Annotated in this window: 20 protein-coding genes and 1 pseudogene; 9 read left to right on the forward strand and 12 right to left on the reverse strand. The window is 62.7% G+C overall.

What is annotated here, in order from left to right; all coding sequences use genetic code 11:
* Entirely contained in the window at positions 1-816 is an 816-nt protein-coding gene (gene hyi / locus ACTJKM_RS16215) for a hydroxypyruvate isomerase (protein ID WP_113511531.1), read from the reverse strand.
* Positions 817-881: 65 nt separating this feature from the next.
* Positions 882-2,669, reverse strand: coding sequence for a glyoxylate carboligase (gene gcl, locus ACTJKM_RS16220; RefSeq protein ID WP_058325993.1), 1,788 nt, complete (start codon positions 2,667-2,669; stop codon positions 882-884).
* A gap of 170 nt (positions 2,670-2,839) precedes the next feature.
* Between gcl and ACTJKM_RS16225 the strand changes: the two genes are divergently transcribed.
* Positions 2,840-3,661, forward strand: a complete 822-nt coding sequence (locus tag ACTJKM_RS16225; protein ID WP_058322583.1) for an IclR family transcriptional regulator — start codon at positions 2,840-2,842, stop codon at positions 3,659-3,661.
* A 113-nt stretch (positions 3,662-3,774) separates the two neighbouring features.
* Here ACTJKM_RS16225 and guaD read toward each other — a convergent pair whose 3' ends face one another.
* Positions 3,775-5,127 (reverse strand): guanine deaminase, encoded by a 1,353-nt coding sequence (gene guaD / locus ACTJKM_RS16230; RefSeq protein ID WP_113511529.1) that lies wholly within the window; start codon positions 5,125-5,127, stop codon positions 3,775-3,777.
* Positions 5,124-6,362 carry a urate hydroxylase PuuD gene (locus ACTJKM_RS16235; protein WP_113511528.1) on the reverse strand — a complete coding sequence of 413 codons (1,239 nt, stop codon included), beginning with the start codon at positions 6,360-6,362 and terminating at the stop codon, positions 5,124-5,126. The genes guaD and ACTJKM_RS16235 overlap by 4 nt, the downstream gene beginning before the upstream one ends.
* A 147-nt stretch (positions 6,363-6,509) precedes the next feature.
* Between ACTJKM_RS16235 and ACTJKM_RS16240 the strand changes: the two genes are divergently transcribed.
* Entirely contained in the window at positions 6,510-7,424 is a 915-nt protein-coding gene (locus ACTJKM_RS16240; RefSeq protein WP_057249217.1) for a LysR family transcriptional regulator, read from the forward strand.
* Positions 7,425-7,427: 3 nt separating this feature from the next.
* Here the strand turns inward: ACTJKM_RS16240 and ACTJKM_RS16245 are convergent, their stop codons facing one another.
* Positions 7,428-8,354, reverse strand: a complete 927-nt coding sequence (locus tag ACTJKM_RS16245; protein ID WP_058325989.1) for a LysR family transcriptional regulator — start codon at positions 8,352-8,354, stop codon at positions 7,428-7,430.
* Between the two features lie 94 nt (positions 8,355-8,448).
* Between ACTJKM_RS16245 and ACTJKM_RS16250 the strand changes: the two genes are divergently transcribed.
* Complete coding sequence (locus ACTJKM_RS16250) at positions 8,449-9,255, forward strand: NAD(P)H-dependent oxidoreductase (RefSeq protein WP_058326139.1); 807 nt, start codon at positions 8,449-8,451, stop codon at positions 9,253-9,255.
* A gap of 4 nt (positions 9,256-9,259) precedes the next feature.
* On the opposite strand, the gene xdhC is transcribed toward ACTJKM_RS16250, so the two are convergent.
* The 4 genes from xdhC to uraH are packed head-to-tail and all read right to left on the reverse strand — an operon-like array spanning position 9,260 to position 14,349.
* A complete protein-coding gene (gene xdhC, locus ACTJKM_RS16255; RefSeq protein ID WP_440660628.1) occupies positions 9,260-10,126 on the reverse strand; it encodes a xanthine dehydrogenase accessory protein XdhC in 867 nt (288 codons plus the stop codon).
* Between the two features lie 18 nt (positions 10,127-10,144).
* Entirely contained in the window at positions 10,145-12,484 is a 2,340-nt protein-coding gene (gene xdhB / locus ACTJKM_RS16260) for a xanthine dehydrogenase molybdopterin binding subunit (RefSeq protein WP_440660621.1), read from the reverse strand.
* A gap of 11 nt (positions 12,485-12,495) precedes the next feature.
* Positions 12,496-13,974 carry a xanthine dehydrogenase small subunit gene (xdhA, locus tag ACTJKM_RS16265; protein WP_113511526.1) on the reverse strand — a complete coding sequence of 493 codons (1,479 nt, stop codon included), beginning with the start codon at positions 13,972-13,974 and terminating at the stop codon, positions 12,496-12,498.
* 3 nt (positions 13,975-13,977) lie between these two features.
* The gene (uraH, locus tag ACTJKM_RS16270; protein WP_440660624.1) at positions 13,978-14,349 is read right to left on the reverse strand and encodes a hydroxyisourate hydrolase; all 372 of its coding nucleotides are present in this window, start codon (positions 14,347-14,349) and stop codon (positions 13,978-13,980) included.
* 172 nt (positions 14,350-14,521) lie between these two features.
* Here uraH and puuE point away from each other — a divergent pair, with 172 nt between their 5' ends.
* From puuE to ACTJKM_RS16285, 3 genes are all read left to right on the forward strand, one after another.
* Positions 14,522-15,937, forward strand: coding sequence for an allantoinase PuuE (puuE, locus tag ACTJKM_RS16275; protein WP_058325985.1), 1,416 nt, complete (start codon positions 14,522-14,524; stop codon positions 15,935-15,937).
* Positions 15,938-15,947: 10 nt separating this feature from the next.
* Entirely contained in the window at positions 15,948-16,970 is a 1,023-nt protein-coding gene (alc, locus tag ACTJKM_RS16280) for an allantoicase (protein WP_058325984.1), read from the forward strand.
* Positions 16,971-17,077: 107 nt separating this feature from the next.
* Positions 17,078-17,563 carry an ureidoglycolate lyase gene (locus ACTJKM_RS16285; RefSeq protein WP_058325983.1) on the forward strand — a complete coding sequence of 162 codons (486 nt, stop codon included), beginning with the start codon at positions 17,078-17,080 and terminating at the stop codon, positions 17,561-17,563.
* A gap of 98 nt (positions 17,564-17,661) precedes the next feature.
* On the opposite strand, the gene ACTJKM_RS16290 is transcribed toward ACTJKM_RS16285, so the two are convergent.
* Entirely contained in the window at positions 17,662-18,510 is an 849-nt protein-coding gene (locus ACTJKM_RS16290) for a helix-turn-helix transcriptional regulator (protein ID WP_082663409.1), read from the reverse strand.
* Between the two features lie 112 nt (positions 18,511-18,622).
* On the opposite strand from ACTJKM_RS16290, the gene ACTJKM_RS16295 reads away from it, so the two are divergent.
* Positions 18,623-19,876, forward strand: a complete 1,254-nt coding sequence (locus ACTJKM_RS16295) for a cytochrome P450 (protein ID WP_058325982.1) — start codon at positions 18,623-18,625, stop codon at positions 19,874-19,876.
* Positions 19,877-19,915: 39 nt separating this feature from the next.
* On the forward strand, positions 19,916-20,236 hold the full coding sequence (locus tag ACTJKM_RS16300) for a 2Fe-2S iron-sulfur cluster-binding protein (protein WP_093232756.1): 321 nt from the start codon (positions 19,916-19,918) through the stop codon (positions 20,234-20,236).
* Positions 20,237-20,333: 97 nt separating this feature from the next.
* On the opposite strand, the gene ACTJKM_RS16305 is transcribed toward ACTJKM_RS16300, so the two are convergent.
* Entirely contained in the window at positions 20,334-21,626 is a 1,293-nt protein-coding gene (locus ACTJKM_RS16305; RefSeq protein WP_113511524.1) for an NCS2 family permease, read from the reverse strand.
* 433 nt (positions 21,627-22,059) lie between these two features.
* Between ACTJKM_RS16305 and ACTJKM_RS16310 the strand changes: the two genes are divergently transcribed.
* Positions 22,060-22,257 carry a heavy-metal-associated domain-containing protein gene (locus ACTJKM_RS16310; RefSeq protein ID WP_058325980.1) on the forward strand — a complete coding sequence of 66 codons (198 nt, stop codon included), beginning with the start codon at positions 22,060-22,062 and terminating at the stop codon, positions 22,255-22,257.
* Between the two features lie 571 nt (positions 22,258-22,828).
* Here ACTJKM_RS16310 and ACTJKM_RS16315 read toward each other — a convergent pair.
* Positions 22,829-23,169, reverse strand: a pseudogene (locus ACTJKM_RS16315) (LysR family transcriptional regulator); the annotation flags it as partial.

Genomic DNA, 23,169 nt, shown 5'->3' on the forward strand with positions numbered 1-23,169 from the left:
TTAGCTCCTGATCTTGATGATGTCTGCGGATTGGGTGCGCTGGCGCTCGGTGCCGAGCCAGCCAAGGCCATCGGCCGTGGTGGTGCGCGGCTTGTATTCGCAACCGATCCAGCCGTCATAGCCGGCCCCTTCCAGCGCGTCGAAAACGAAGGGATAGTTGATCTCGCCGGTGCCCGGCTCGTTCCGGCCGGGATTATCGGCAAGCTGAACATGGGCGATGCGGTTGGCAAAGCGCTTGTAGGTGCCGACCAGTTCACCCTCGGTGCGCTGCTGGTGGTAGAGGTCGTACTGGATGAAGAGGTTGTCGCTGCCGACTTCCTCGATGATCGAAGCGGCCTGGCCCACCGTGTTCAGGTAGAAGCCCGGAATGTCGAAGCGGTTGATCGGCTCGATCAGCAGGCGAATGCCATGCTTGCCGAGTTCAGCCGCGGCGAGCTTCAGGTTCGCAACGAGCGTCGTGCGCAGGATGCTGTCGGACACGCCATCCGGTGCGATACCGACCAGGCAGTTGACCTGCTTGCAGTCGAGCGCCGTCGCGTAGTCGATGGCGCTTGCGACACCCTTGCGGAATTCGTCAACCCGGTCGGGCAGGATGGCGATGCCGCGTTCGCCGCGGGCCCAATCGCCAGCCGGCAGGTTGTGCAGAACCTGGGTCAGGCCGTGGCGCTGAAGCTCGGCGCGCAGGCTCACCTTCTCGAATTCGTAGGGAAACAGATATTCCACGCCTTCGAAGCCGGCCTTGGCAGCAAGGGCGAAACGATCGAGGAACGGCACCTCGTTGAACAGCATTGTCAGGTTCGCAGCGAACTTCGCCATGCGATGTCTCCTCCTTGTGTTTGTCTTTGGAGCGGAATGCGGGCGGAAAACCGCCCGCATTTTGCTCAGTCGAGCAGGGCGGCCGTGATCGCGGTCGGCACGTCTTCGCCGCGGATCGCCAATTCCTCGAACTCGACGACGGCATTGATGTCTGCGCCCATGGAGATGTTGGTGACGCGCTCGAGGATGAACTCGATGACGACGGGAACCTGGTGCTCGTCCATCAGCGCCCGTGCCCGATCAAAGGCCTCCTGGAACTCGTTCGGGCTGCGCACCCGGATCGCCTTGCAGCCGAGGCCCTCGGCAACCGCGACGTGGTCGACGCCGTACCCCTTCTCCGCATCGCCCGAGGCATTGATGTTGTCGAAGGCAAGGCTGACCTCGAAGTCCATGTTGAAGCCGCGCTGCGCCTGGCGGATGAGGCCGAGATAGGAATTGTTCACGACCACATGCAGGTAAGGCAGCTTGTGCTGGGCGCCGACGGCCAGTTCCTCGATCAGGAACTGGAAGTCGTAGTCGCCGGAAAGCGCAACGATCGGCCGGTCCGGATCAGCGGCGCGAACGCCGAGAGCCGCTGGCAAAGTCCAGCCGAGCGGGCCGGCCTGGCCGCAGTTGATCCAGTTACGCGGCTTGTAGACGTGCAGGAACTGCGCGCCGGCGATCTGGCTGAGACCGATGGTCGAGACGTAGCAGGTGTCGCGACCGAAGGCCTTGTTCATCTCCTCGTAAACGCGCTGGGGCTTGAGCGGCGTTTGGTCGAAATGGGTCTTGCGCAGCATGGTGCGCTTGCGCTCGCGGCACTCTTCCGCCCAGGCGGACCAATCGCGCAGCTTGCCGGCCGTCTTCCACTCCGTCGCGACGTCGAGGAAGAGTTTCAGCGCAGCGCCGGCATCCGAGACGATACCGAAATCAGGCGCGAAGACACGACCGATCTGGGTCGGCTCGATATCGACGTGAACGAACTTGCGGCCTTCCGTATAGGTCGGAACGTTGCCGGTGTGGCGGTTGGCCCAACGGTTGCCGACACCGAGAACGAAGTCGGAAGCGAGCATGTTGGCGTTGCCGTAGCGGTGCGAGGTCTGCAGGCCGCACATGCCGGCCATCAGCGGATGGTCGTCCGGGATGGTGCCCCAGCCCATCAACGTCGGGATGACCGGAATGCCGGTGATCTCGGCGAATTCGGTCAAGAGGTCCGAAGCGTCGGCGTTGATGATGCCGCCCCCGGCGACGATCAGCGGACGCTCCGCCTCGTTCAGCATCGCGATCGCCTTTTCGGCCTGGGCACGCGTCGCCTTCGGCTTATAGGGCTCAAGCGGCTGATAGGTGTCCGGATCGAACTCGATCTCGGCGAGCTGGACGTCGACCGGCAGGTCGATCAGCACCGGGCCGGGACGGCCGGAGCGCATGATGTGGAAAGCCTTCTGGAAGACGAAGGGAACCAGCGCCGGCTCCATGACGGTAACCGCCCACTTGGTGACGGGTGCGGCGATCTTCGCAATATCGACCGCCTGGAAGTCTTCCTTGTCGAGACGGGCGCGCGGCGCCTGGCCGGTGATGCAGAGGATCGGGATCGAATCCGCAGAAGCCGAATAGAGGCCGGTGATCATGTCGGTGCCAGCCGGGCCCGACGTGCCGATGCAGACGCCGATATTGCCATGCTTGGCGCGGGTATAACCTTCGGCCATATGCGAGGCACCCTCGACGTGGCGGGCGAGAATGTGGCGGACGGAACCGCGAGCCTTCAGAGCCGAATAGAACGGGTTGATGGCGGCGCCAGGTACGCCGAAGGCACAGTCGATGCCTTCCTTCTCCAGAACATAAACAGCCGCGTCAACGGCACGCATCTTAGCCATGGGAACTCCTCCTATTTCCTGAAAACATAATCCATAATTTTCGATACGCAACACATAAATGGAAATCATTTCCATCATGTGGAAATAAAGATTTTCAACAATTCGGAGAAAATCCCTCCGTGGCCTGATAGAGGATGATGGCGAGAGACGTGATTTGCAGAGAGGCTTCGATGGACGGCAACGGCAGGGGAAAACGCGGACGCAAGGCGGGCGAGAATGCAGCACCGTCATCCGTACAGGTGCTCGATCGCAGCCTTGCTCTTCTGACGGTCGTCGCCCAGGAGGACGGCTCGACCTTGACCCAGCTTGCCGACCAGACCGGCATGGCGCCATCCACAGTGCATCGTCTGCTGACGACGCTGGCCGGCCACGGCATGGTGATGAACGACCCGGACACCGGCGCCTGGACCGTCGGCCTCAAGGCATTCGAGATCGGCAACGCCTATCTGCGGTTCCGCAAGCTCGGAACGATCAGCCGCCCCTTCCTCAAGGGCCTCATGGAGGAAAGCGGCGAGACGGCGAATATCGGCATCGAGGAAGGCGGCGACGTCGTCTTCATCTCGCAGGTCGAAAGCCACGCGCCGATGCGCGCCTTCTTCCGCCCCGGCCGCCGCGGTCCGGTTCATGCCTCCGGCATCGGCAAGGCGATCCTTTCGACCTGGTCGGACAAGGAGATCGCCCAGCTGCTCGGTGGCCGCGAACTCGCGCATTTCACCGACAAGACCCGCGACACGCTGCCGGCGCTCCTGAAGGACATCCAGGAAATCCGTCACCGCGGCTGGTCCGTCGACGACGAGGAGCACACGCTCGGCATGCGCTGTGTCGCAGCACCAATCTTCAACGAATATGGCGAAACCATCGCCGGCATTTCGATCTCCGGCCCGTCCGTCCGCGTCAGCGACCAGAAGCTTTCGACCTTCGGCCCCATCGTGCGCGAACGCGCCGACGCCCTGACGAGGGCAATGGGTGGCAAACGACCGGAAGACCTGTAACGGCCCAGACGAAAGCGCCGCGCATCGATCAAGACGCGCGGCGCTGGGAGATTCTGCTTTGAGCACCAATCGGTGTCCGGCCGACGGCGAATGAGGCGCAGTCGGCGTCCGCCCTATGCGGTCTCGAAGCTTCTCGTCACCGCGTTCGCGGTATCCTTGGTCGCGGTCGCAACACCCTTCATCGGCTTGCCCCCAACATAGGTTTCGGCCACCGACCGGTCGTCGCCCATCGTCTGCAGGATGAAGAGCTCTTCCGCCAGCGAACCGGCGACCCGCATGCGCAGTTCCATCGATGGTTTGGCGCGACTGTCGAGCACGACGATATCGGCATCGGCGCCGACATGCAGCGAGCCGATGCGATCATCCAGCTCAAGCGCCCGGGCATTGCCGAGCGTCATGCGGTAGAAGGAGTTGAACGGCGTCAGCCGCTGGCCCTGCAGGTGCAACACCTTATAGGCCTCGTCCATCGTCTCCAGCATCGAGAAGCTGGTACCAGCACCGACGTCGGTCGCGACCGACCAGCGCGCGCCGAGCTTGTCGAAGCGATCCCTGTCAAAGAGACCGGAGCCGAGGAACAGGTTCGAGGTCGGGCAGAAGGTGCCGACCGCGCCTGTCTCGGCGAGAACCGAGATCTCGCGATCGCTCAAATAAATGCAGTGGCCGAGCAAGGTCTTGCGTGTCAGAAGGTCGTAGCGCGCGTAGATATCGGTGTAGTCCTTGGCCTCCGGATAGAGCGAGGTCGCGAAAGCGATCTCATCCTTGTTCTCGGAAAGATGCGTCTGGACGTAGCACTCCGGGTGCTCGGCGACGAGCGTGCGGCTCGCCTCCATCTGCTCCGGCGTGGAAGTGATGGCAAAGCGCGGGCTGATGGCGTAATGCGCACGGCCGCGGCCGTGCCACTTGGCGATCAGCGCCTTGGTCTCGTCATAGCCCAGTTGCGGCGTATCGCGCAGCGCGTCGGGCGCATTGCGGTCCATCATCACCTTGCCGCCGATCATCAGCATGCCGCGGGCTTCCGCGGCGCTGAAATAGGCGTCGACGCTTTCCGGATGCACCGAGCAATAGGCAACGGCCGTCGTCGTACCGTTGGACAGGAGTTCATCCATGAAGCGGCCGGCGATGTAGTCGGCATGTTCCGGCTTCCGGAACTTCTGCTCCTCGACAAAGATGTAGGTGTTCAGCCATTCGAGAAGCTGCGCGCCGTAGGAGGCGATCGCCTGCGTCTGCGGGAAGTGCAGGTGCGTGTCGATCAGGCCTGGCAGCACGAGATTGGGGCGATGGTCGGCCACCTTGACGCCGGGGCCGGCGCGACGAGCGACCTCGGCATGCTCGCCGATATCGGCAACCTTGCCGCCCCGCACCAGTACGGCGCCGTCCTCGAAATAGCGATAGGAAGCCGTGTCGTCGATGCCCCTGGGCTCCTCGACGAAAGTCAGCACGCGGCCGCGGATCAGCAAATCGGTCATTGGGTCTTTCCTCCATTCACGACGGACTCGTACCAGGCGACGAGCAGCTGCCGCTCTTCGTCCGATACGCCGGTGACGTTGGCCGGCGGCATCGCGTGCGAACGGCCGGCCTGCAGATAGATTTCACGCGCGTGGTTGGCGATCTCGGTGTCGGTCTCGAGCGTCACGCCCTTCGGCGGTACGACCAAGCCTTCCCAGCCCGGTTCCTTGGCATGGCACATGGAGCAGCGGCCGAGCACCGTGTCGCGCACCTTCGGAAAAGCTTCCGCAGTGACGAAGGGTTGCTGCACTGCGGAGATCTTTTCCTCTTCGCCACCGGCCAGGATCTTCGGCACAGTCGAGAGCCACATGATCGCGACGAAGAGCAGCGCGGTCACGAGCCAGGTCCAGGTCGGGTTGCCCTTGTCGGCGTGACGGGTGTTGAAATAGTGACGAATGGTCACGCCCATCAGGAAGACCAGCGAGGCGATGATCCAGTTGAACTGGGTGCCGAACGCCAGCGGGTAGTGGTTCGACAGCATCAGGAACAGAACCGGCAGCGTCAGGTAGTTGTTGTGGGTCGAGCGCTGCTTGGCGATCACGCCGTACTTCGGATCCGGCGTGCGACCGGCGATCAGATCGCCGACGACAACCTTCTGGTTCGGAATGATGATGAAGAACACGTTGGCCGACATGATCGTCGCGGTGAAGGCGCCGAGATGCAGGAAGGCAGCGCGGCCGGTGAAGAGCTGCGTGTAACCCCAGGCCATGCCGACAAGGATGAAGTACAGAAGCACCATCAGCCTGGTGTTGTCGCGGCCGAAGGGCGACTTGCAGATCGTGTCATAGGCGAGCCAGCCGAAGGCGATCGAGCCCAGCGAGATGGCGATCGCCACCGGCTTCGAAACGTCGAGCACATTCGGATCGATCAGGTAGAGGTCGGCACCGGCATAGTAGACCATGCACAGCATGCCGAAACCGGAAAGCCAGGTGACGTAGGATTCCCATTTGAACCAGATCAGGTGCTCCGGCATGTTGGCCGGCGCCACCAGATACTTCTGGATGTGGTAAAAGCCGCCACCGTGCACCTGCCACTCTTCGCCATAGGCACCGACCGGAAGGTCCGGTCGCTTCTTCAGGCCAAGGTCAAGCGCAACGAAATAAAATGACGAACCGATCCACGCGATACCCGTGATGACGTGCAGCCATCTCATGGCAAAGGTGAGCCAATCCCAGGCTATGGCATACTCGTACATGCAATTCTCCCATTTCTCCTCGGGCCATTATGTGTCATTGCTGGAGGTCGCGGGAACGTCGCTGCTTCACCAACACTTTCAAAAAAATCTATAAAATAGCGACGCAATGGATAGGCTAGAGAGAAGCCGGAGGAGTGGGACGGAGGCATGTCTTATCTGGACAATGTGCGCGTCTTCGTGCGCGTCGTAGAGCTTGGAACCCTGTCGGCGGCCGGTCGCGACCAGCGCGTGACGCCGGCGGTTGCCAGCAATAGAATCAAAGAGTTGGAACGCCATATGGGTGTTCGCCTGTTCAATCGGACGACGCGCAAGCTGACCCCGACGGAGCATGGTCGCGTCTTCTACGACGGCGCGGTAAAGATCCTCGAAGCGGTCAACGAGGCCGAAAACGCGATCGCCGATCTCTCGCGAAATCCGAAGGGGGCGCTGAAGATTACCGCTCCCTTGGGGATAGGTCGGCGCCTGATTGCGTCGGGCATTCCCGAATTCCATGACAAGTATCCCGACATCGAGGTGCGGCTTCGTCTGTCGGACCACAATGTCGACATCCTCTCCGAAGGCGTCGACGTCGCGTTCAAGCTCGGCATCCTTGAAGATTCGAACCTGCGCATGCGAGGCATCATGAACTGCGAGCGCGTGGTCTGCGGGTCGCCCGACTATTTCGAGAAGCGCGGCGTGCCCCAAACCCCTGACGCGTTGATCGCCGACAAGCACGACTGTCTGCTGCTGCGCTATCCTGGTTCGAAGGAGTATTTCTGGACGCTCCAGACCATGGAAGGCATGCGCAAACTCGAGGTGACCGGCCCTTACGATTCGGACGACGGCGACGTGCTCACCCAATGGGCGCTCGACGGCCGCGGCATCATCAACAAGCCTCTCTTCGAAGTGAAGAGCCACATCAATTCCGGCGCGCTCGTGCCGATTCTGGTCGACACGCCGCCGCTCAGCGTGCAGCTGGCGGCGATCTATCCACACAAGCGCTTCCAGGATCCGAAAGTCAGGCTGATGATCGACTACATGGCCGAGCGTTGTCAGCGCTTGATCGGCAAGGCGCTGGAGTAGCGTCTAGCCTCTCGTCTTCTCAATACCGGCAATACCGCTGACCTGCTCGACGAGAAAGTCGACCAGCAGGCGGACCCGGGCGATGCCTGCGCGCTCGGGCACGATCAGCAGGCTGAGCGGAACCGAAGACAACCTGTAGCCCGGCAGGATCGGCACGAGCCGACCACTCGCCAGGAGATCGTCGACGAGCCATTGGTGTGTCGGTGCGATGCCGCGCCCGGCGACAAGCGCCTCGCGGGCGGCAAGCCCGTGGTCGACGAGGAAACGCCCGCCAAAGGGTACCGCGTGGCTGCGGCCGTCTGCTCCTTCCAGCGAGATCAGGTCACTGCCTGCGACGTTCGACATGCGGATTCCCTCATGGGCTGTGAGGTCGCGCGGGGTGTTTGGGCGTCCACGCACCTCCAGGTAGGAGGGGGCAGCGACGAACAACCGACGGCTTTCGCCAAGCACCCGGAGCTTCATGGAGCTGTCAGTGAGCGGCCCGAGACGCAGCGCGAGATCGACCCCTTCCCGCACCAGGTCGATGCGCTCATCGGTCAGGCTGAGATCGACCTCGATATCAGGATAACGATCCTGAAAGGCGAAGATCAGGCGGGTTGCGTGCAGGACACCGAAGGCGGCGGTGCAGGACACCCGGATGATCCCGGCCGAGGCGCCGCGGGTGCTGCGCGCCTCGTCGCCTGCCTGGTCGACTAGGCGTAGGATCTGGATGCTGTTGGCATAGTAACGACTGCCTTCGTCGGTCAATGTGACGCGCCGGGTGGTGCGGCTGAGCAGCGGCACGCCGACGGCTTCCTCCAGCTCCCGCAGATGCCGCGTAACGCTCGACTGGCCGATGCCGAGTTCGCGCGCGACGGCCGACAGGCTGCCGCGCTCGGCGACGCGCACGAAGCTCCGCATGCGTTCCAGCGTCACATCCGATTTATCCATTTTTCGGCACAATCATATCCATATTGGATATCTACCGCATGAACAAACGGCGGTCTACCTAAAGTCTCAGTTCACGACTGAAGGATTGCCGACCATGAAAGTTCTGCTTGTCTATGCCCATCCCGAACCGCGTTCGCTGAACGGGACGCTGCGCGATGTCGCCGTCAAGGCGTTGGAAGCCGAGGGACACGAGGTGCGCGTCACCGACCTCTATGCCGAGGGATGGAAATCCGAGATCGACCGCGCCGACTTCCCCGCGCTCATTCCGGATGCCCGGTTCAAGCCAAGCCGTGCCTCGAAGGAAGCCTTCGCGACCAATACCCTGACCGCTGATGTCAGGGCCGAGCAGGAAAAGCTGCTATGGGCCGATACCCTTATCCTGCAGTTTCCGCTGTGGTGGTACTCGATGCCGGCGATCCTGAAAGGCTGGGTCGATCGCGTCTATGCCTACGGCTTCGCCTATGGGGTCGGCGAACACAGCGACAAATACTGGGGCAAGCGGTTTGGCGAGGGAACGCTCGCAGGAAAACGCGCCATGCTGGTGGTGACAACAGGTGGCTGGGAAGAACACTACTCACCGCGCGGGGTCAACGGACCGATCGACGACCTCCTGTTCCCGATCAATCACGGCGTTCTCTATTATCCCGGCTACGACGTGCTTCCGCCTTTTGTCGCCTACCGCGTCGACGGTCTTGACGAAGCCGATTTCGAAGCGACGGCCGAACGGCTGAGGCAAAGGATGCGCACGCTAACAACCACTACGCCTATTCCCTATCGCCGGCAGAATGGCGGCGACTACCTGATCCCGACCCTTGAACTGCGTCCAGATATCGAAGCCGCAGACGCGCGCGGCTTTGCGCTTCACCTGAACGGTGCGATACACCAGGGCAATAGCGCCTGAGCCTTTAGCGTGCAAACTTCGCGACAGCCGGACGACGCGGGCTATCGGGTTGGGCCGGCTGCCGGAAATTCAGCGCCGCCGCCATGACTTCCGCGGCGGCGAGCGCGGCGATGACGGCCGGCCGCTTGTCCTTAACCGTCGTGCCGCCAATCGGGCAGACGAGCCGGTCGAAAAGATCCGGGCGGCCGATCTCACGCGACAGCCAGTTCTTGAAGGTCCCGCGTTTCGTCTTCGAGCCGATCATGCCGACATAGGATGCGTCGTCGCGGCGAAGCGCCTCGGCGGCGATCAGGAAGTCGAGCGCGTGGTCGTGCGTCAGGATCACGAAGGCGCTGCCGGGAGGCGCGTCGCGCACGACCGCCTCCGGCATGGCCGTCAAGCAAGTCTCGATGCCGGGATTGTCGGCGACAGCCGAAAGCTCGTTCTCGCGGGTATCGACGAGCACGGTGCGGACCGGAACCAGGGACAGCGCCATGGCCAGCGCATCGCCGACATGGCCGGCGCCGAAGACATAGACATGCGGCCGGCTGGCGATTTCCAGGTCGTTGCGTTCAATCAGCATGGCGGCTTTCTCCCGATCGATGCGTGTGAAGGCGAGTGCCACGCGCCCGCCGCAACACTGGCCGATCTCCGGACCAAGCGGGATGGTCATCGCCTCCGGCGCGTCGCCGCGCTTTAGCGCCCGCCGGCCATGGTCGATCGCCATGTATTCGAGCTGGCCGCCGCCGATCGTGCCGAAGAGGCTATCGGTGGCGACGAGCATCCAGGCATCGGTGTCGCGCGGCGTCGAGCCGGCCGCACCCGTCACTTCCACGAGCACGCAATCCGGCTCGCGTCGGAGAAAGTCCCTGATATCCTCGCGGCTCGCCACCATGACAATCAGCCCCTGTTACCCCTTCTGCCTCGCGGCCGCCCGCAGCCGCTCGATCGCCATCAGTACCCGTTCCGGCGTCGCCGGCGCATCAAGGCGCGGTGCTATACGATACTCCGCAACACTGGCCGCCGCCATCGACAAGGCCTCCAGAACGGAAATGCCGAGCATGAACGGCGGTTCCCCGACCGCCTTCGACCGACGGATGGTTTCCTCACGGTTGACCGACCATTCGGCAAGCCGCGTGTTGAAGACGCGCGGGCGATCCGATGCGAGCGGGATCTTGTAGGTCGAAGGCGCATGCGTGCGCAGCCGACCCTTGGCATCCCACCAGAGTTCTTCCGTCGTCAACCAGCCCATGCCCTGAACGAAGGCGCCCTCCACCTGACCGAGGTCGAGCGCCGGGTTCAGCGACCGGCCGACATCGTGCAGGATATCCGTGCGGTCCACCTGGTATTCGCCGGTCAACGTATCGACGCTGACCTCCGAGCAGGAGGCGCCGTAGGCGTAGTAGAAGAAGGGACGGCCCCGGCCTTCCGCGCGGTTCCAGTGGATCTTCGGCGTCTTGTAGAAACCGGCAGCCGAAAGCTGGATGCGGGCGCCATAGGCGATCTTGATGAACTCGTTGAAACCAAGGCGTTCGGCGCCGATGCGAACCGTGTTCGGCTCGAAAGCGACGTCGGCCTCAGCAACGTTCCAGCGCTCGGCGGCAAAGCGCACGAGCCTCTCCTTGATCTGCTGGGCGGCGTTGGCGGCCGCCATGCCGTTGAGGTCGGAACCGGAGGAGGCAGCCGTCGCCGAGGTGTTCGGCACCTTGCCGGTCGTGGTCGCCGTCACCTTGATCCGGTCGAGGTTCACCTGGAACTCGTCGGCGACCACCTGGGCGACCTTGGTGTAGAGCCCCTGCCCCATCTCGGTGCCGCCGTGGTTCAGATGGATCGAGCCATCCGTATAGACGTGCACCAGCGCGCCGGCCTGGTTGTATTCGGTCTTGGTGAAGGAGATGCCGAACTTCACCGGTGTCAGCGCGATGCCGCGCTTGACCGCATGGTTTTCGCGGTTGAAGGCGATCACCGCCTCACGACGCTTGGCATAGTCGGCCGAGGTTTCCAGTTCCTCGATGATCCGGCCGATGATGTTGTCTTCCACGGTCTGGTGATAGGGCGTGAGGTTTCGCCCCTCGCCGCCGTAGAAGTTCAGCTTGCGGATTTCGAGCGGATCCTTGCCGACGGCATAGGCGATCTCCTCGATCATGCGTTCGCCGCCGACCATGCCCTGCGGACCGCCGAAACCGCGGAATGCAGTGTTGGAAACGGTATTGGTCTTCAGCGGCCGCGAGCGCAAGCGCACGTTCGGATAGAAGTAGCAATTGTCGGCGTGGAACAGGGCGCGGTCGGTGACCGGACCGGAGAGATCGGCCGAATAGCCGCAGCGCGCCGAAAAGACCGCGTCCACCGCCTCGATACGACCTTCGTCATCGAAACCGAGCTTGTAGTCCACATGGAAGTCGTGACGCTTGCCGGTCGCGCTCATGTCGTCGTCGCGATCGGGCCTGACCTTGACCGGGCAGCGGTATTTCTTGGCAGCAACCGCTGCAACGGCGGCGAAAATGTTGGCCTGGGTTTCCTTGCCGCCGAAGCCACCGCCCATGCGGCGCACGTTGACGGTGACCGCATTCGATGGCACGCCGAGCACGGTCGCGACCATGTGCTGCGTCTCAGCCGGATGCTGCGTTGAGGAGTAGACGAGAACTTCGTCGTCCTCGCCGGGGATGGCGAAAGAGATCTGCCCTTCCAGATAGAAGTGATCCTGGCCACCGATACGCATCTCGCCTTCGAGGATGTTCTTCGCCTTGGCGAAGCCGGCTTCGATGTCGCCCCGCTCGAGCTTGAGCGGATCGATGACCAGCGGATAGTTGGCGGCCGCCGCTTCCAGCACGTCGGTCACATGCGGCAGGTCGCGGTACTCGATCTTGACCTTGGCCGCCGCGCGGCGGGCCGCCTCACGGGAGGTGGCGATGACGGCAAAGATCGGCTGGCCGTGGAACTCCACCTTGTCGGTGACGAAGATCGGCTCATCGTGCGTGTGGGCCGGGCTGATGTCGTTTTCGCCAGGAATGTCGGCCGCCGTCAGCACCCCGATCACGCCTTCGCTGCTATTTATCGCTTCGAAGTCGATCGAGAGGATATCAGCATGCGCGCGCTGCGACAGGCCAAGATAGCCGTGCAGCGTGCCCTGGGGTTCCGGGATGTCGTCGATATATTCGGCCGTACCCGACACATGCTTGTGGCCGGATTCGTGCCGTTCCTTTTCGTGCACGCCGCCGCGGATGCGGTCGATGGGCTGCATCACGTTCATAGCTTCCTCCCTTAAACCGCGACAGCAATGGTGCGATCGAGGCGGATCTGGCCGCTCGACTGCGTTTCGAGATAGAAGCGGCGAAGCAGGTTCTTCGCCACCAGCTGGCGGTACTCGGCCGAGGCACGCCAGTCGGTGAGCGGCGTGAAATCCTCGTCAAACGCCGCTACCGCGCGCTCGATCGTGTCCTCGTTCCACTCCGCGCCCTTGAGTGCGGCCTCGACATTGGAGGCTCGCTTCGGCGTCCCGGCCATGCCGCCGAAGGCAATGATCGCGTCGGTAACCCGACCGGTGTCGAATGCGATGTTGAAGCCGCCGCAAACGGCAGTGATGTCCTCGTCCAGACGCTTCGTCACTTTGTAGACGGCGACACGGGCATTTTCGGAAACAAACGGGATGCGCACGCTTTCGACGAACTCGCCGGGCTCGCGGTCCTGCTTGCCATAGGCGATGAAGAAATCTTCAAGCGCGACGGTGCGACGGCGCGCGCCCTTGCGCAGCGTGATCGACGCGCCGAGCGCGATCAGCGCCGGCGGCGTATCACCGATCGGCGAGCCGTTTGCGATGTTGCCGCCGACGGTGCCCATGTTGCGCACCTGTTGGCCGCCGATACGGTCCCACAGCTCCGTCAACTGCGGGAAATGCTCGACGATGACAGGATAGGCCTCGGCATAGCTCACACCGGCGCCAAGGGTGACGCCATCCGCATCGACTGTGATGCGGCGCAACTCTTCAAGGTGGGTCAGGTGAATGACCGGCGAGATGTCGCGCATGAACTTCGTCACCCAGAGCCCGACATCGGTCGAACCGGCGACGATCGTCGCCTTGGGGTTGGCTTCGAACACGGCGGCGAAATCATCGACCGAACCCGGCAGGATGAAGCGCTCCAACTCAGTGCCGATCTCGACGCGGCGGCCATCCTGCAGGGCAGCCAATTCTTTGGCGATCCGATCGCGTTCGGCGACCAGCGGATCCTTGCCGACGTCGCCGACCGTCGAGATCGCTTCGGCGGCGCGGATAATCGCGGCATAGCCGGTGCAGCGACAAAGATTGCCCTGAAGCGCCTTTTCGATTTCGGCGATGGACGGCTTCGGGTTTTCCATCCAAAGGCCATAGAGCGACATCACGAAGCCCGGCGTGCAGAAGCCGCACTGCGAGGCATGGGTATCAACCATCGCCTGCTGCACCGGGTGCAGCGGACCGACTGGCTGTGCCAAAGAATCCACCGTGACGATATGACAGCCATCGAGCGAGCCGACGAAGCGGATGCAGGCATTGACCGACTCGTATTTGAGCTTGCCGTCGAGCAGGCGGCCGACGAGCACCGTGCAGGCGCCGCAGTCGCCCTCGGCGCAGCCTTCCTTGGTGCCCTTCAGATTGCGGTCGATGCGCAGGAAATCTAACAGGGTCTCGACCGGTGAGACGTCCGCTAGCTCAACCAGGCGGTGGTTCAAGAGGAAACGAATGGTGTTGCGGATCTGGATCGTCATCACTCAGCTCCCGCGGTAGGTGGAGTAGCCATAGGGCGAAAGCAGCAGCGGCACGTGGTAGTGCGCACCCTGGTTATCGATGCCGAAGCGGATCGGGATCACGTCGAGGAACGGGTTCTCGCCGCGCTTGCTCTGACCGCCGAGATAGTTGCCGGCGTGGAAATGCAGCTCGTAGGTGCCCGTCTCCATGCGCTCGCCGCTGAGCAGCGGCTCGTCGCAGCGGCCGTCGTCGTTGGTCTTGACCGATTTGATGTGCGTCTGGCGATCGCCATCGACCCGGTAGAGCTCGATGCGCAGCCCCTCGGCCGGCTTGCCGCTTGCCGTATCCAACACGTGCGTCGTCAGGCGACCGGCGTTTCCACCATGAGATTGCATTCTTTTCGCTCCTCCCGAAGTCAGCTTTCCACCTCGCAGTATTCCGGCATTCCGGCCCGCTTGGTAGCGAGCGGATCATTCGAGACTTTCAAAATTTTTGGGGGGAATGGCTCGAAACAAATGCGGCTAGAAATTTGCTGCAGAGACGAAAATGTCTGGAGGAGCTGCTTTGATGAGATATCCCCGCGATCTTCACGGCCACGGCCCGAACTTCAAGATCACATGGCCCGACGGCGCGCGCATAGCCCTACAATTCGTCATCAACTACGAGGAAGGCGGAGAGAACTGCGTGCTGCATGGCGACGCGGCCTCCGAAGCATTCCTGTCGGAAATCGTCGGCGCGCAGGCCTGGCAGGGCCAGCGCCACTGGAACATGGAATCGATCTACGAATATGGCGCGCGGGCCGGATTCTGGCGGCTGCACCGCATGTTCACCGAACGCGGCGTGCCGGCGACCGTTTATGGCGTCGCCACCGCGCTGAAGCGCTCGCCGGAACAGGTCGCCGCCATGCAGGATGCCGGCTGGGAAATCGCCTCGCACGGCCTCAAGTGGATCGAGCACAAGGATTTTTCGCCGGAGCGCGAGCGCCAGGAGATCGCCGAGGCGATCCGGCTGCACACGATCGTTACCGGCGAGCGACCGCGCGGCTGGTACACCGGCCGCTGCTCCGACAACACGCTCGATCTCGTCACCGAAGCTGGTGGCTTCGACTATGTTTCCGACGCCTATGCGGACGATCTGCCCTACTGGCATGAGCATGCCGGGCGCCATCAGCTCGTCATCCCCTATACGCTCGACAGCAACGATATGCGTTTTGCCACGCCACAAGGCTTCAACAGCGGCGACCAGTTCTTCAGCTACCTCAAGGATAGCTTCGACGTGCTCTATGCCGAAGGCACCGCCGGTGCGCCGAAGATGCTGAGCATCGGGCTGCACTGCCGCCTCGTCGGCCGTCCCGGCCGCGCCGCAGCACTGGCCCGTTTCCTCGACTATGTGCAGAGCCATGAAAAGGTCTGGCTTGCAAAGCGCGTCGACATCGCTCGCTACTGGACAGAGACCTATCCGTTCAAGGCCTGGGACGATCGCCCGTCGCGGCTTAGCGAAGAGGCCTTTGTCACCAAATTCGGCGGCGTCTTCGAACATTCGAAGTGGATCGCTAAGCGCGCCGTCCAGGGCGAGCTTTCACCCGCCAACGACACGGCGCTCGGTCTTACAGCCGCACTCTCCGCCGTCTTCCGCGAAGCCTCCGCCGAGGAGCGGCTTGCCGTTCTGATCGCCCATCCGGATCTCGCCGGCAAGCTGGCGCAGGCGAAACGCCTCACCGAAAGCTCGACCAACGAGCAGGCTTCCGCGGGACTCGATGCGCTGACCGACGCGGAGCGCGAGCGCTTCACCACGCTCAACACAGCCTATGTCGAGAAGTTCGGCTTCCCGTTCATCCTGGCGGTCAAGGGACGCACCAAGGGCGAAATCCTTGCTGCCTTCGAAAGCCGGGTTGAAAACGATCGCGAGACGGAGTTCGAGACGGCGTGCCGGCAGGTGGAGCGGATCGCCTATCTGCGCCTCAAGGACATGTTGCCGAGCTGAGGGCCTCGCGATGACGACCGACGGCGTGAGCCCGCCCGAATTCGCGCTTAACGCGATCAACCTCGCCTCCGCCGCTCTCGGCGCGCGGCCGGTCTTCGCAACCGACGAGTTCTTCGCGCCGCTCGAGCGCATGCTTCAGGACGCGCCGCCGGTCTATCATCCCGGTGTCTATGACGAGAACGGTAAGTGGATGGACGGCTGGGAGACGCGGCGTCGCCGCGGCCCCGGCAACGATCATGCCATCATCGCGCTTGCCGCAAACGGTCGTATCCGCGGCTTCGAGGTCGATACGGCGCATTTCACCGGCAACTATCCGAGCGCCTGCGCCATCGACGCCTGTCTGGCGCCCGATGGACCGGATGAGCACACGGCCTGGACGGAACTTGTCTGCGCGCGGCCGCTCGGGCCGAGTGCGCTTCATCATTTCGAGGCCAGGTCGGAAGCGGTCTGGAGCCATGTCCGCCTGCGCATCTATCCCGATGGCGGCATCGCCCGCCTCAAGGTTTACGGCACGCCCGCCCTGGACCGGGCGGCGATCGGCGACACGGCAGTCGATCTCGCCTCGTCGCTGCTCGGCGGCCGCATCATCGCGTATTCGAACGGGCACTACGGCCACCAGCGGCTGCTTGCGCCCGGACGCGGCATCAACATGGGCGATGGCTGGGAGACGCGCCGCCGGCGCGAGCCCGGCAACGACTGGATCGTGGTGAAACTTGCCGCGCGCGGTGCGGTCGAGCGGATCGTGGTCGACACCGCCCACTTCAAGGGAAACTACCCGGATGCCTGCTCGCTGCAGGCAGCCGACCTCAGCGCAGCCACGTGCGAGCTGGCTGCCTCGATCACCGCATCGTCGATGTTCTGGCGCGAGGTTCTGCCGCAGCAGAAGCTCTCGGCCGACAGCCTGCACACCTACGGAGCAAACGAGTTCAAAGCGCCGGGCCCTGTAACCCATGTGCGTTTCAACATCTTCCCCGATGGCGGCATCAGCCGGCTGCGTGTCTTCGGGCGTATTGCGAAAGCCGGCAGCCCCTAGATCGTTTCGCAGAGGAAACGAAATGATCGGACCTGAACCGCAAGTTCCAGGGAAGCGCTTTCCCCGGAATTGCTGCCATCGATCAACATTGCACGGAGGAGCGTCGCATGAAGGAGATCGTCATACAGCCACTGACCCGGGAGGCCTTTGCGCCCTACGGCGACGTAATCGAAACGGAGAACGCCCACAATTTCCCCATCAACGGCGGCAAATGCACCCGCTATCACGATCTCGCCAAGATCGAAACGACGGGCGAGAAGGCCCGGCCGATGATCAGCCTGGTGCGCAGCGAACCCTATCCGCTGCCGCTCAAGCTCACCATGGTCGAGCGACATCCGCTCGGCAGCCAGGCTTTCATTCCCTTGAGCGACAATCCGTTCCTCGTCGTCGTCTCCCGGGAAACCGACGAAGGCCCGAGTGAACCGATCGCCTTCAAGACCACACCGGGCCAAGGCGTGAACATCGCCCGCAATGTCTGGCACGGCATCCTGACACCACTCGAAGATGTCTCGGATTTCGCGGTTGTCGACCGCGGCGGCGAAGGCGTCAATCTGGAGGAACACTTCTTCAAGGAGCCGTTCCTGATTGTATGAATGAACGAATGGCCCGGTCAACTGACCGGGTCATCGGTGCGTGGGTCACGGGGCGTACCGTAGGGCTCAACTGTTTTCCTGATGCCCATCAATCGACATCAGTAGCCGCCGTCCCGACGGAACTTCGTCGGCGTGTATCCCGTCACCCGGCGGAAATCGCGCGAGAAATGATAGGGATCGGGATAGCCGCATATCGCCGCCACCGCGGAAACCTTCACATCGCGGCCGACCAGCAGGCGCTTCGCCTGGTTGATGCGCTCGTGGCGCAGCCAGTCCATCGGCGTCGTGCCCACCATATCGCGAAAGCGGCGAAAGAGTTGCGACTGGCTAAGCCGCGCTAGGACCGCGAGATCATCGATCGCCCAGGCGCGGGCGAGATCGTCACGCATCGCTGAAAGAACAGCCAACAAACGATCCTCGCCCGATGCATCCTCGCCCGGCTCACTGCCGGTCAGACGCGGACCGATCATGTCCACGATCAGCCCGGAGATAGCCGCACTCGCCAAGGCATCGGTCGCAGGCGAGCGTTCCGCAAGAAACCCGCTCACGGCCTCAAAGGCAGCGCGTGCCGTCTGCGTATCCCTCGGCGCGAACAATGGCGACTGCTGGACACCCAGGAACTGGTAGAGCGCATCGAGACCGTGCCCCTCGATCCCCATCCAGAGATAGCGCCAGTTTTCGCTGTCGGGCGCGCAGCTGTGCGCATAGGCCTGCGCGGTATCGAGCCAGGCGACATTGCCCGTTTCGGCCAGGAACCGTTGACCGCGCACCTCTATCAGCCCGCGGCCGCCGGTGGTGTAGACAAAGACATGCTGGTGGAACCGCTTGCGGATCGGCGCTTCCTCAGGACGGGCGGTCCGGCTTCCGGCCACCAGCGCCAGATAGGGAAACGCATCGGCAAATTTGGCCGGCGTATGGAAATGGATCTCTTCGTTTTCAGACAGCATCCGCGTTTTTTGTCAGTCAATGCGAGTTTTGTCCATCATCTTGCGACAGCGTACCATTCCCAATGAGACCGTGGCGACGCTATCATGCAGCTTGATGCACGGAGTATTGCCCATGACCGAAGCCACGCCGCACGGCGAAGCCGCAAAGCTGACCTTCGCGCCGCTGTCCCCGGATTTCGCCCACGATCCCTATCCGACCTACCGCGCCCTGCGTGAGAAGGAAGGGCTGCATTTCTTCGCGGATTTCGACATCTGGCTGGCCTCACGCTTCGAGGACGTTTCGGCGATCGTCATGGACAAGCGCATGGTGCGCTCGCTCGAGGACATTGCGACCACCGAGGAGCTTGCGAAACTACAGCGCGCCGCCAATTGGCACGACATGCCGCACCATGCGCGCTTCGTGCAGTTCAGCCTGCTCGACAGCGACGGTGCCGTGCACGACCGGCTGCGCAAGCAGGTGTTCAAGCTGTTCACGCCTGCCATGATCGCCAAGCTGCGCGACCAGATCCAGGCCTATGTCGACCGCCTGATCGACAGCCTTGCCGATCGCGGCGAGATCGATTTCGTCGACGACCTCGCCGCCCACGTGCCCGGTCATATCATCGGCCGCCTGCTCGGCGTCCCGGACGAGGACTGTCCGCAGCTGCGCATCTGGTCGGAAAACATCGTGCAGTTCTTCGACGTCGATCGCTCCGACGCACGCAAGCAGATCGCCGAAGACAACACTATCGAGTTCTACGAGTATCTGACGGCATTGAAGGCCGAGCGCGAGCGCGCGCCGAAAGATGATCTCATATCGGTGCTGATCGAGGCTGAGCGCTCCGGCGCAATGAACTTCGACGAATTCATCTCGACCTGCATGCTGATCCTCATGGCGGGCCACGGCTCGACGATCGACGTGCTCGGCAGCGGCATGCATGCGCTCTTGCGCTTTCCCGAGCAGATGGCGCGGCTGAGGAACGAACCCGGCCTGATCCAGACCGGTGTCCAGGAGATGTTCCGGTACGAATCCCCGCTTCCCTTCTTCCACCGCCATTGCGTCGAGGACGTCGAGATCTGCGGCCGGCGCTTCGAGCGCGGCACCAAGTTCGGCCTGCTCTACGGTGCGGCCAACCGCGACCCCAAGCAATTCGAGAACGCCGACACCTTCGACATCGGACGCACGCCCAACCGGCACCTCGCCTTCGGCGGCGGCGTGCACTTCTGTCTCGGCAACCACCTCGCGCGGCTCGACATGGATATCATCTTCAGCACCCTGCTTCGCCGCTTCCCGACCATCGAACTCGTGGACCGGGAACCGGAATACAAGCGCGGCCTTTCGGTGCGCGGCCCCAAGGGGCTGAAGATTGCCATCCGGCAAGCCTGACCCGCACTGAAACCGACTTCTAAGAACCGGAGAATACCCATGCCCAAGATCGTCTTCATCGACGCGGACGGCACGACCAAAGAAGTGCAGGCGGAGGTCGGCCAATCGCTGATGTCCGCGGCGGTGCAGAACGGCATCGACGCGATTGCCGCCGAATGCGGCGGCTCCTGCGCCTGCGGCACCTGTCACTGTTACATCGACGGCGAATGGGCCGAGCGATTGCCGGCGCCCGATTTTCAAGAACAGGACATGATCGAGTGCGTGGTCAATCCGAACGAGCGCAGCCGCCTGAGCTGTCAGATCACCGTCTCGGCCGATCTGGATGGCCTGGTGGTGCATCTGCCGGCCGGACAATACTGAGATCAGAAAAAGGCCGGGGCAACATTTTCGTTGCTCCGGCCAGCACTTACGGGGAAGTTCTCATTGGCCGAGGCGACGATGCCCCGGCCAAATTTCGCTACTCGGCGAAGAACGCGAAGCGCACGATGAACAATGCGGCGACGATCTGGGTGGCCGGGTGGATGACGTTCCACTTGCCGGTGCAGACCTTCAAGACGACATAGCTCACGAAGCCGAAGGCGAGGCCGTTGGCGATCGAGTAGGTGAAGGGCATGGCGAGCGCCGTGAGCGCAGCGGGTGCCGCTTCCGTCAGGTCGTCCCAGTCGACTTCGGTCAGTTCGCGCATCATCAGGCCGGCGACATAGAGCAGAGCCGGAGCCGTCGCATAGGACGGAACGGCAGCTGCAAGCGGCGAGAAGAACAGCGCTGCCAGGAAGAGCACGCAGATGGTGAGTGCGGTCAGACCGGTGCGGCCGCCGGCCTGAACGCCCGAGGCGCTTTCGACATAGGCGGTGGTGCTGCTGGTGCCGATCAGCGAGCCGGCGACGATCGCGGTGCTATCAGCCAAAAGCGCGCGGCCGAGACGGTTCGGCTTGCCCTCTTCGACTAGCTTGGCGCGCTTGGCAACACCGATCAGGGTGCCGGTTGCGTCGAACACTTCGACGAGCACGAAGACGAGGATGACATGCAGCAGGCCGCCATGCAGAGCGCCCATGATGTCGAGCTGCAGGAAGGTCGGCGCGATGCTCGGCGGTGCCGAGACGATCCCCTTGAACTCGCTGACGCCGAGGATCATCGATAGCACGGTGACGACGAGAATGCCGATCAGGATCGAGCCGCGAACCTTCAGCGCATCGAGCACGGCGATCACGAAGAAGCCGAGGATGGCGAGCAGCGGTCCGGTCTGCTTGAGATCGCCGAGGCCCACGAGCGTTGCCGGATTGTCAACGACGATGCCGGCGTTCTTCAAGGCGATGATGCCGAGGAAGAGGCCGATACCGGTGGCAATCGCGCTTCTCAGTGAATGCGGAATGCCGGCGATCAGCCAGCTTCGCACACCGGTCACGGTGAGAATCAGGAAGATCACGCCCGAAATGAAGACCGCACCAAGCGCCTGTTGCCAGGTGAAGCCGAGGGCCGCGACGACGGTGAAGGCGAAAAAGGCGTTGAGGCCCATGCCGGGCGCCATGCCGATCGGCCAGTTGGCTACGAGCGCCATAACGGCGGAGCCGAGTGCGGCGGCAATACAGGTTGCGACGAAGACGGCATCCCTATCCATGCCCGTGCTCGACAGGATGTCGGGGTTGACGAAGATGATGTAGGACATCGTCAGGAATGTCGTGATACCGGCGATCACCTCGGTGCGCGCCGTCGTCTGATGCTCTTTCAGCTTGAATAGTCGTTCAAACATATTTCCTCCCTTGGCGGCGTCACCACGACGCAGCCGAACGACAGTGACCGGGAAACCGTCTCCTCCAGTTCCCGACCAGTGCATTTCGAACGCCCGGAGGTCCCGGGACGATCGCTTCACGAAACCGATTTAGGGCTCCGCGCCGGCTGGCGATCGTCCGCCCTCTTTCGGACGACGCGAATGCCTCTTGCACAGCCTTGGGATTGTGCGACTTCCGAAGCCGGACCGCTAGCCGTCCATTCCCGGGATCGATGAGGAAAGACTTTCAAAATTTTCGGAGCATTTGTCGGCGCCGAAACGGCGCCTTTCGCGTGTTCGCCACCATACAAAGGGCCCGGAGGAATCCCTCGAAAAAATATGTTGAAAGGCCCTCTTGACCTTCCAACGCTGGGAACCGCCATGTTTCTCTCACACCGAAACGAAGGAGACAAGCATGCAGACCTACAAGATCGACAACATGACCTGCGGCCACTGCGCCGGTGCCGTCCAGAAAGCGATCCTGAGCGTCGACCCGCAGGCGACGATCAAGGTCGATCTCGGCAACAGGGAAGTCAGCGTCGAGACCGTTGCCGGCGCGGGCCCGATCGCCGACGCCTTGAGGGCCGCCGGCTACGAAAGCCGCGCACTCTAGACGATGGGCCGCGCAGGAAACGACCTTCCTGCAGGCATCAGTCATGGGCCGGGGACCATCCACGGCCCCAACCGGGTGGATCCATGTCGCGCAAGCCGGACTCGGCCGCCTCGGAGGGAGCATTTTCTGGATCGTCGGGCCCACGAAGCTGGGCGTTCGGGTCCACCGCCGTCGTCGTCTCCATTGCGCTCGCCGCGCCATCGGAACTGATGTCAGTTTCTGAAACACCGTCTTGAACAAAACTGGCCGCCGAGACTTTCGCCCGAGGAGCAAATGGTGCCCGCGTGATGTCGGAGACGCCTACAGGAAAAAACGGTCACGTACCGATCACGTGCTTGCGCGGCAGAAATGGAGAAAGCGATGATTTCTGCCGTATCGGACTTGCCGGGAATCTCTTTCTTGAACTCCTAAGCGGTTTCACGACGCCCGCGGCGTCAAGCGGATACCGACCTGCATTCGATCCACGGATTGAACTTGAATTCGCTCGAACGAACCTACGCCGTCCTCGCAATCGAGGTCGTCCCGTCACAGATCCGCAATGCGGTTGCCGGTTCGCATGGGCGCAATCCGGCTAAACACCCCAAACCACGGCCTGTTCATGTCGATGGATGAGATGCTGAAGCTGGTCGAAGCTGTGGCGGATATGTTCCGAGAATTTTTCGATGGCCGGGGTATGCGCCGAGGTCGCACGTCTCAGAAGCCCAAGGGCACGTTCCGGGTGCGGGACGGAAACCGGAAGTGCTGTGATCGATTTTTCGTTGCGTAGCGCGAAGACGACGCTGTGCGGAAGCACAGTCAAGGCGTCGATACCCTTCAGATAGTTGACGAGGCTCATGAGTGAGCCGCCCGTGTAGCGTATCTTGATCTCGGTAGCCCCGAAGGAGAGCAGCAGGCTATGAAGATCCGCAAGCA

It is taken from the genome of Ensifer sp. 22460, from assembly GCF_052044935.1.
GTDB lineage: Bacteria > Pseudomonadota > Alphaproteobacteria > Rhizobiales > Rhizobiaceae > Ensifer.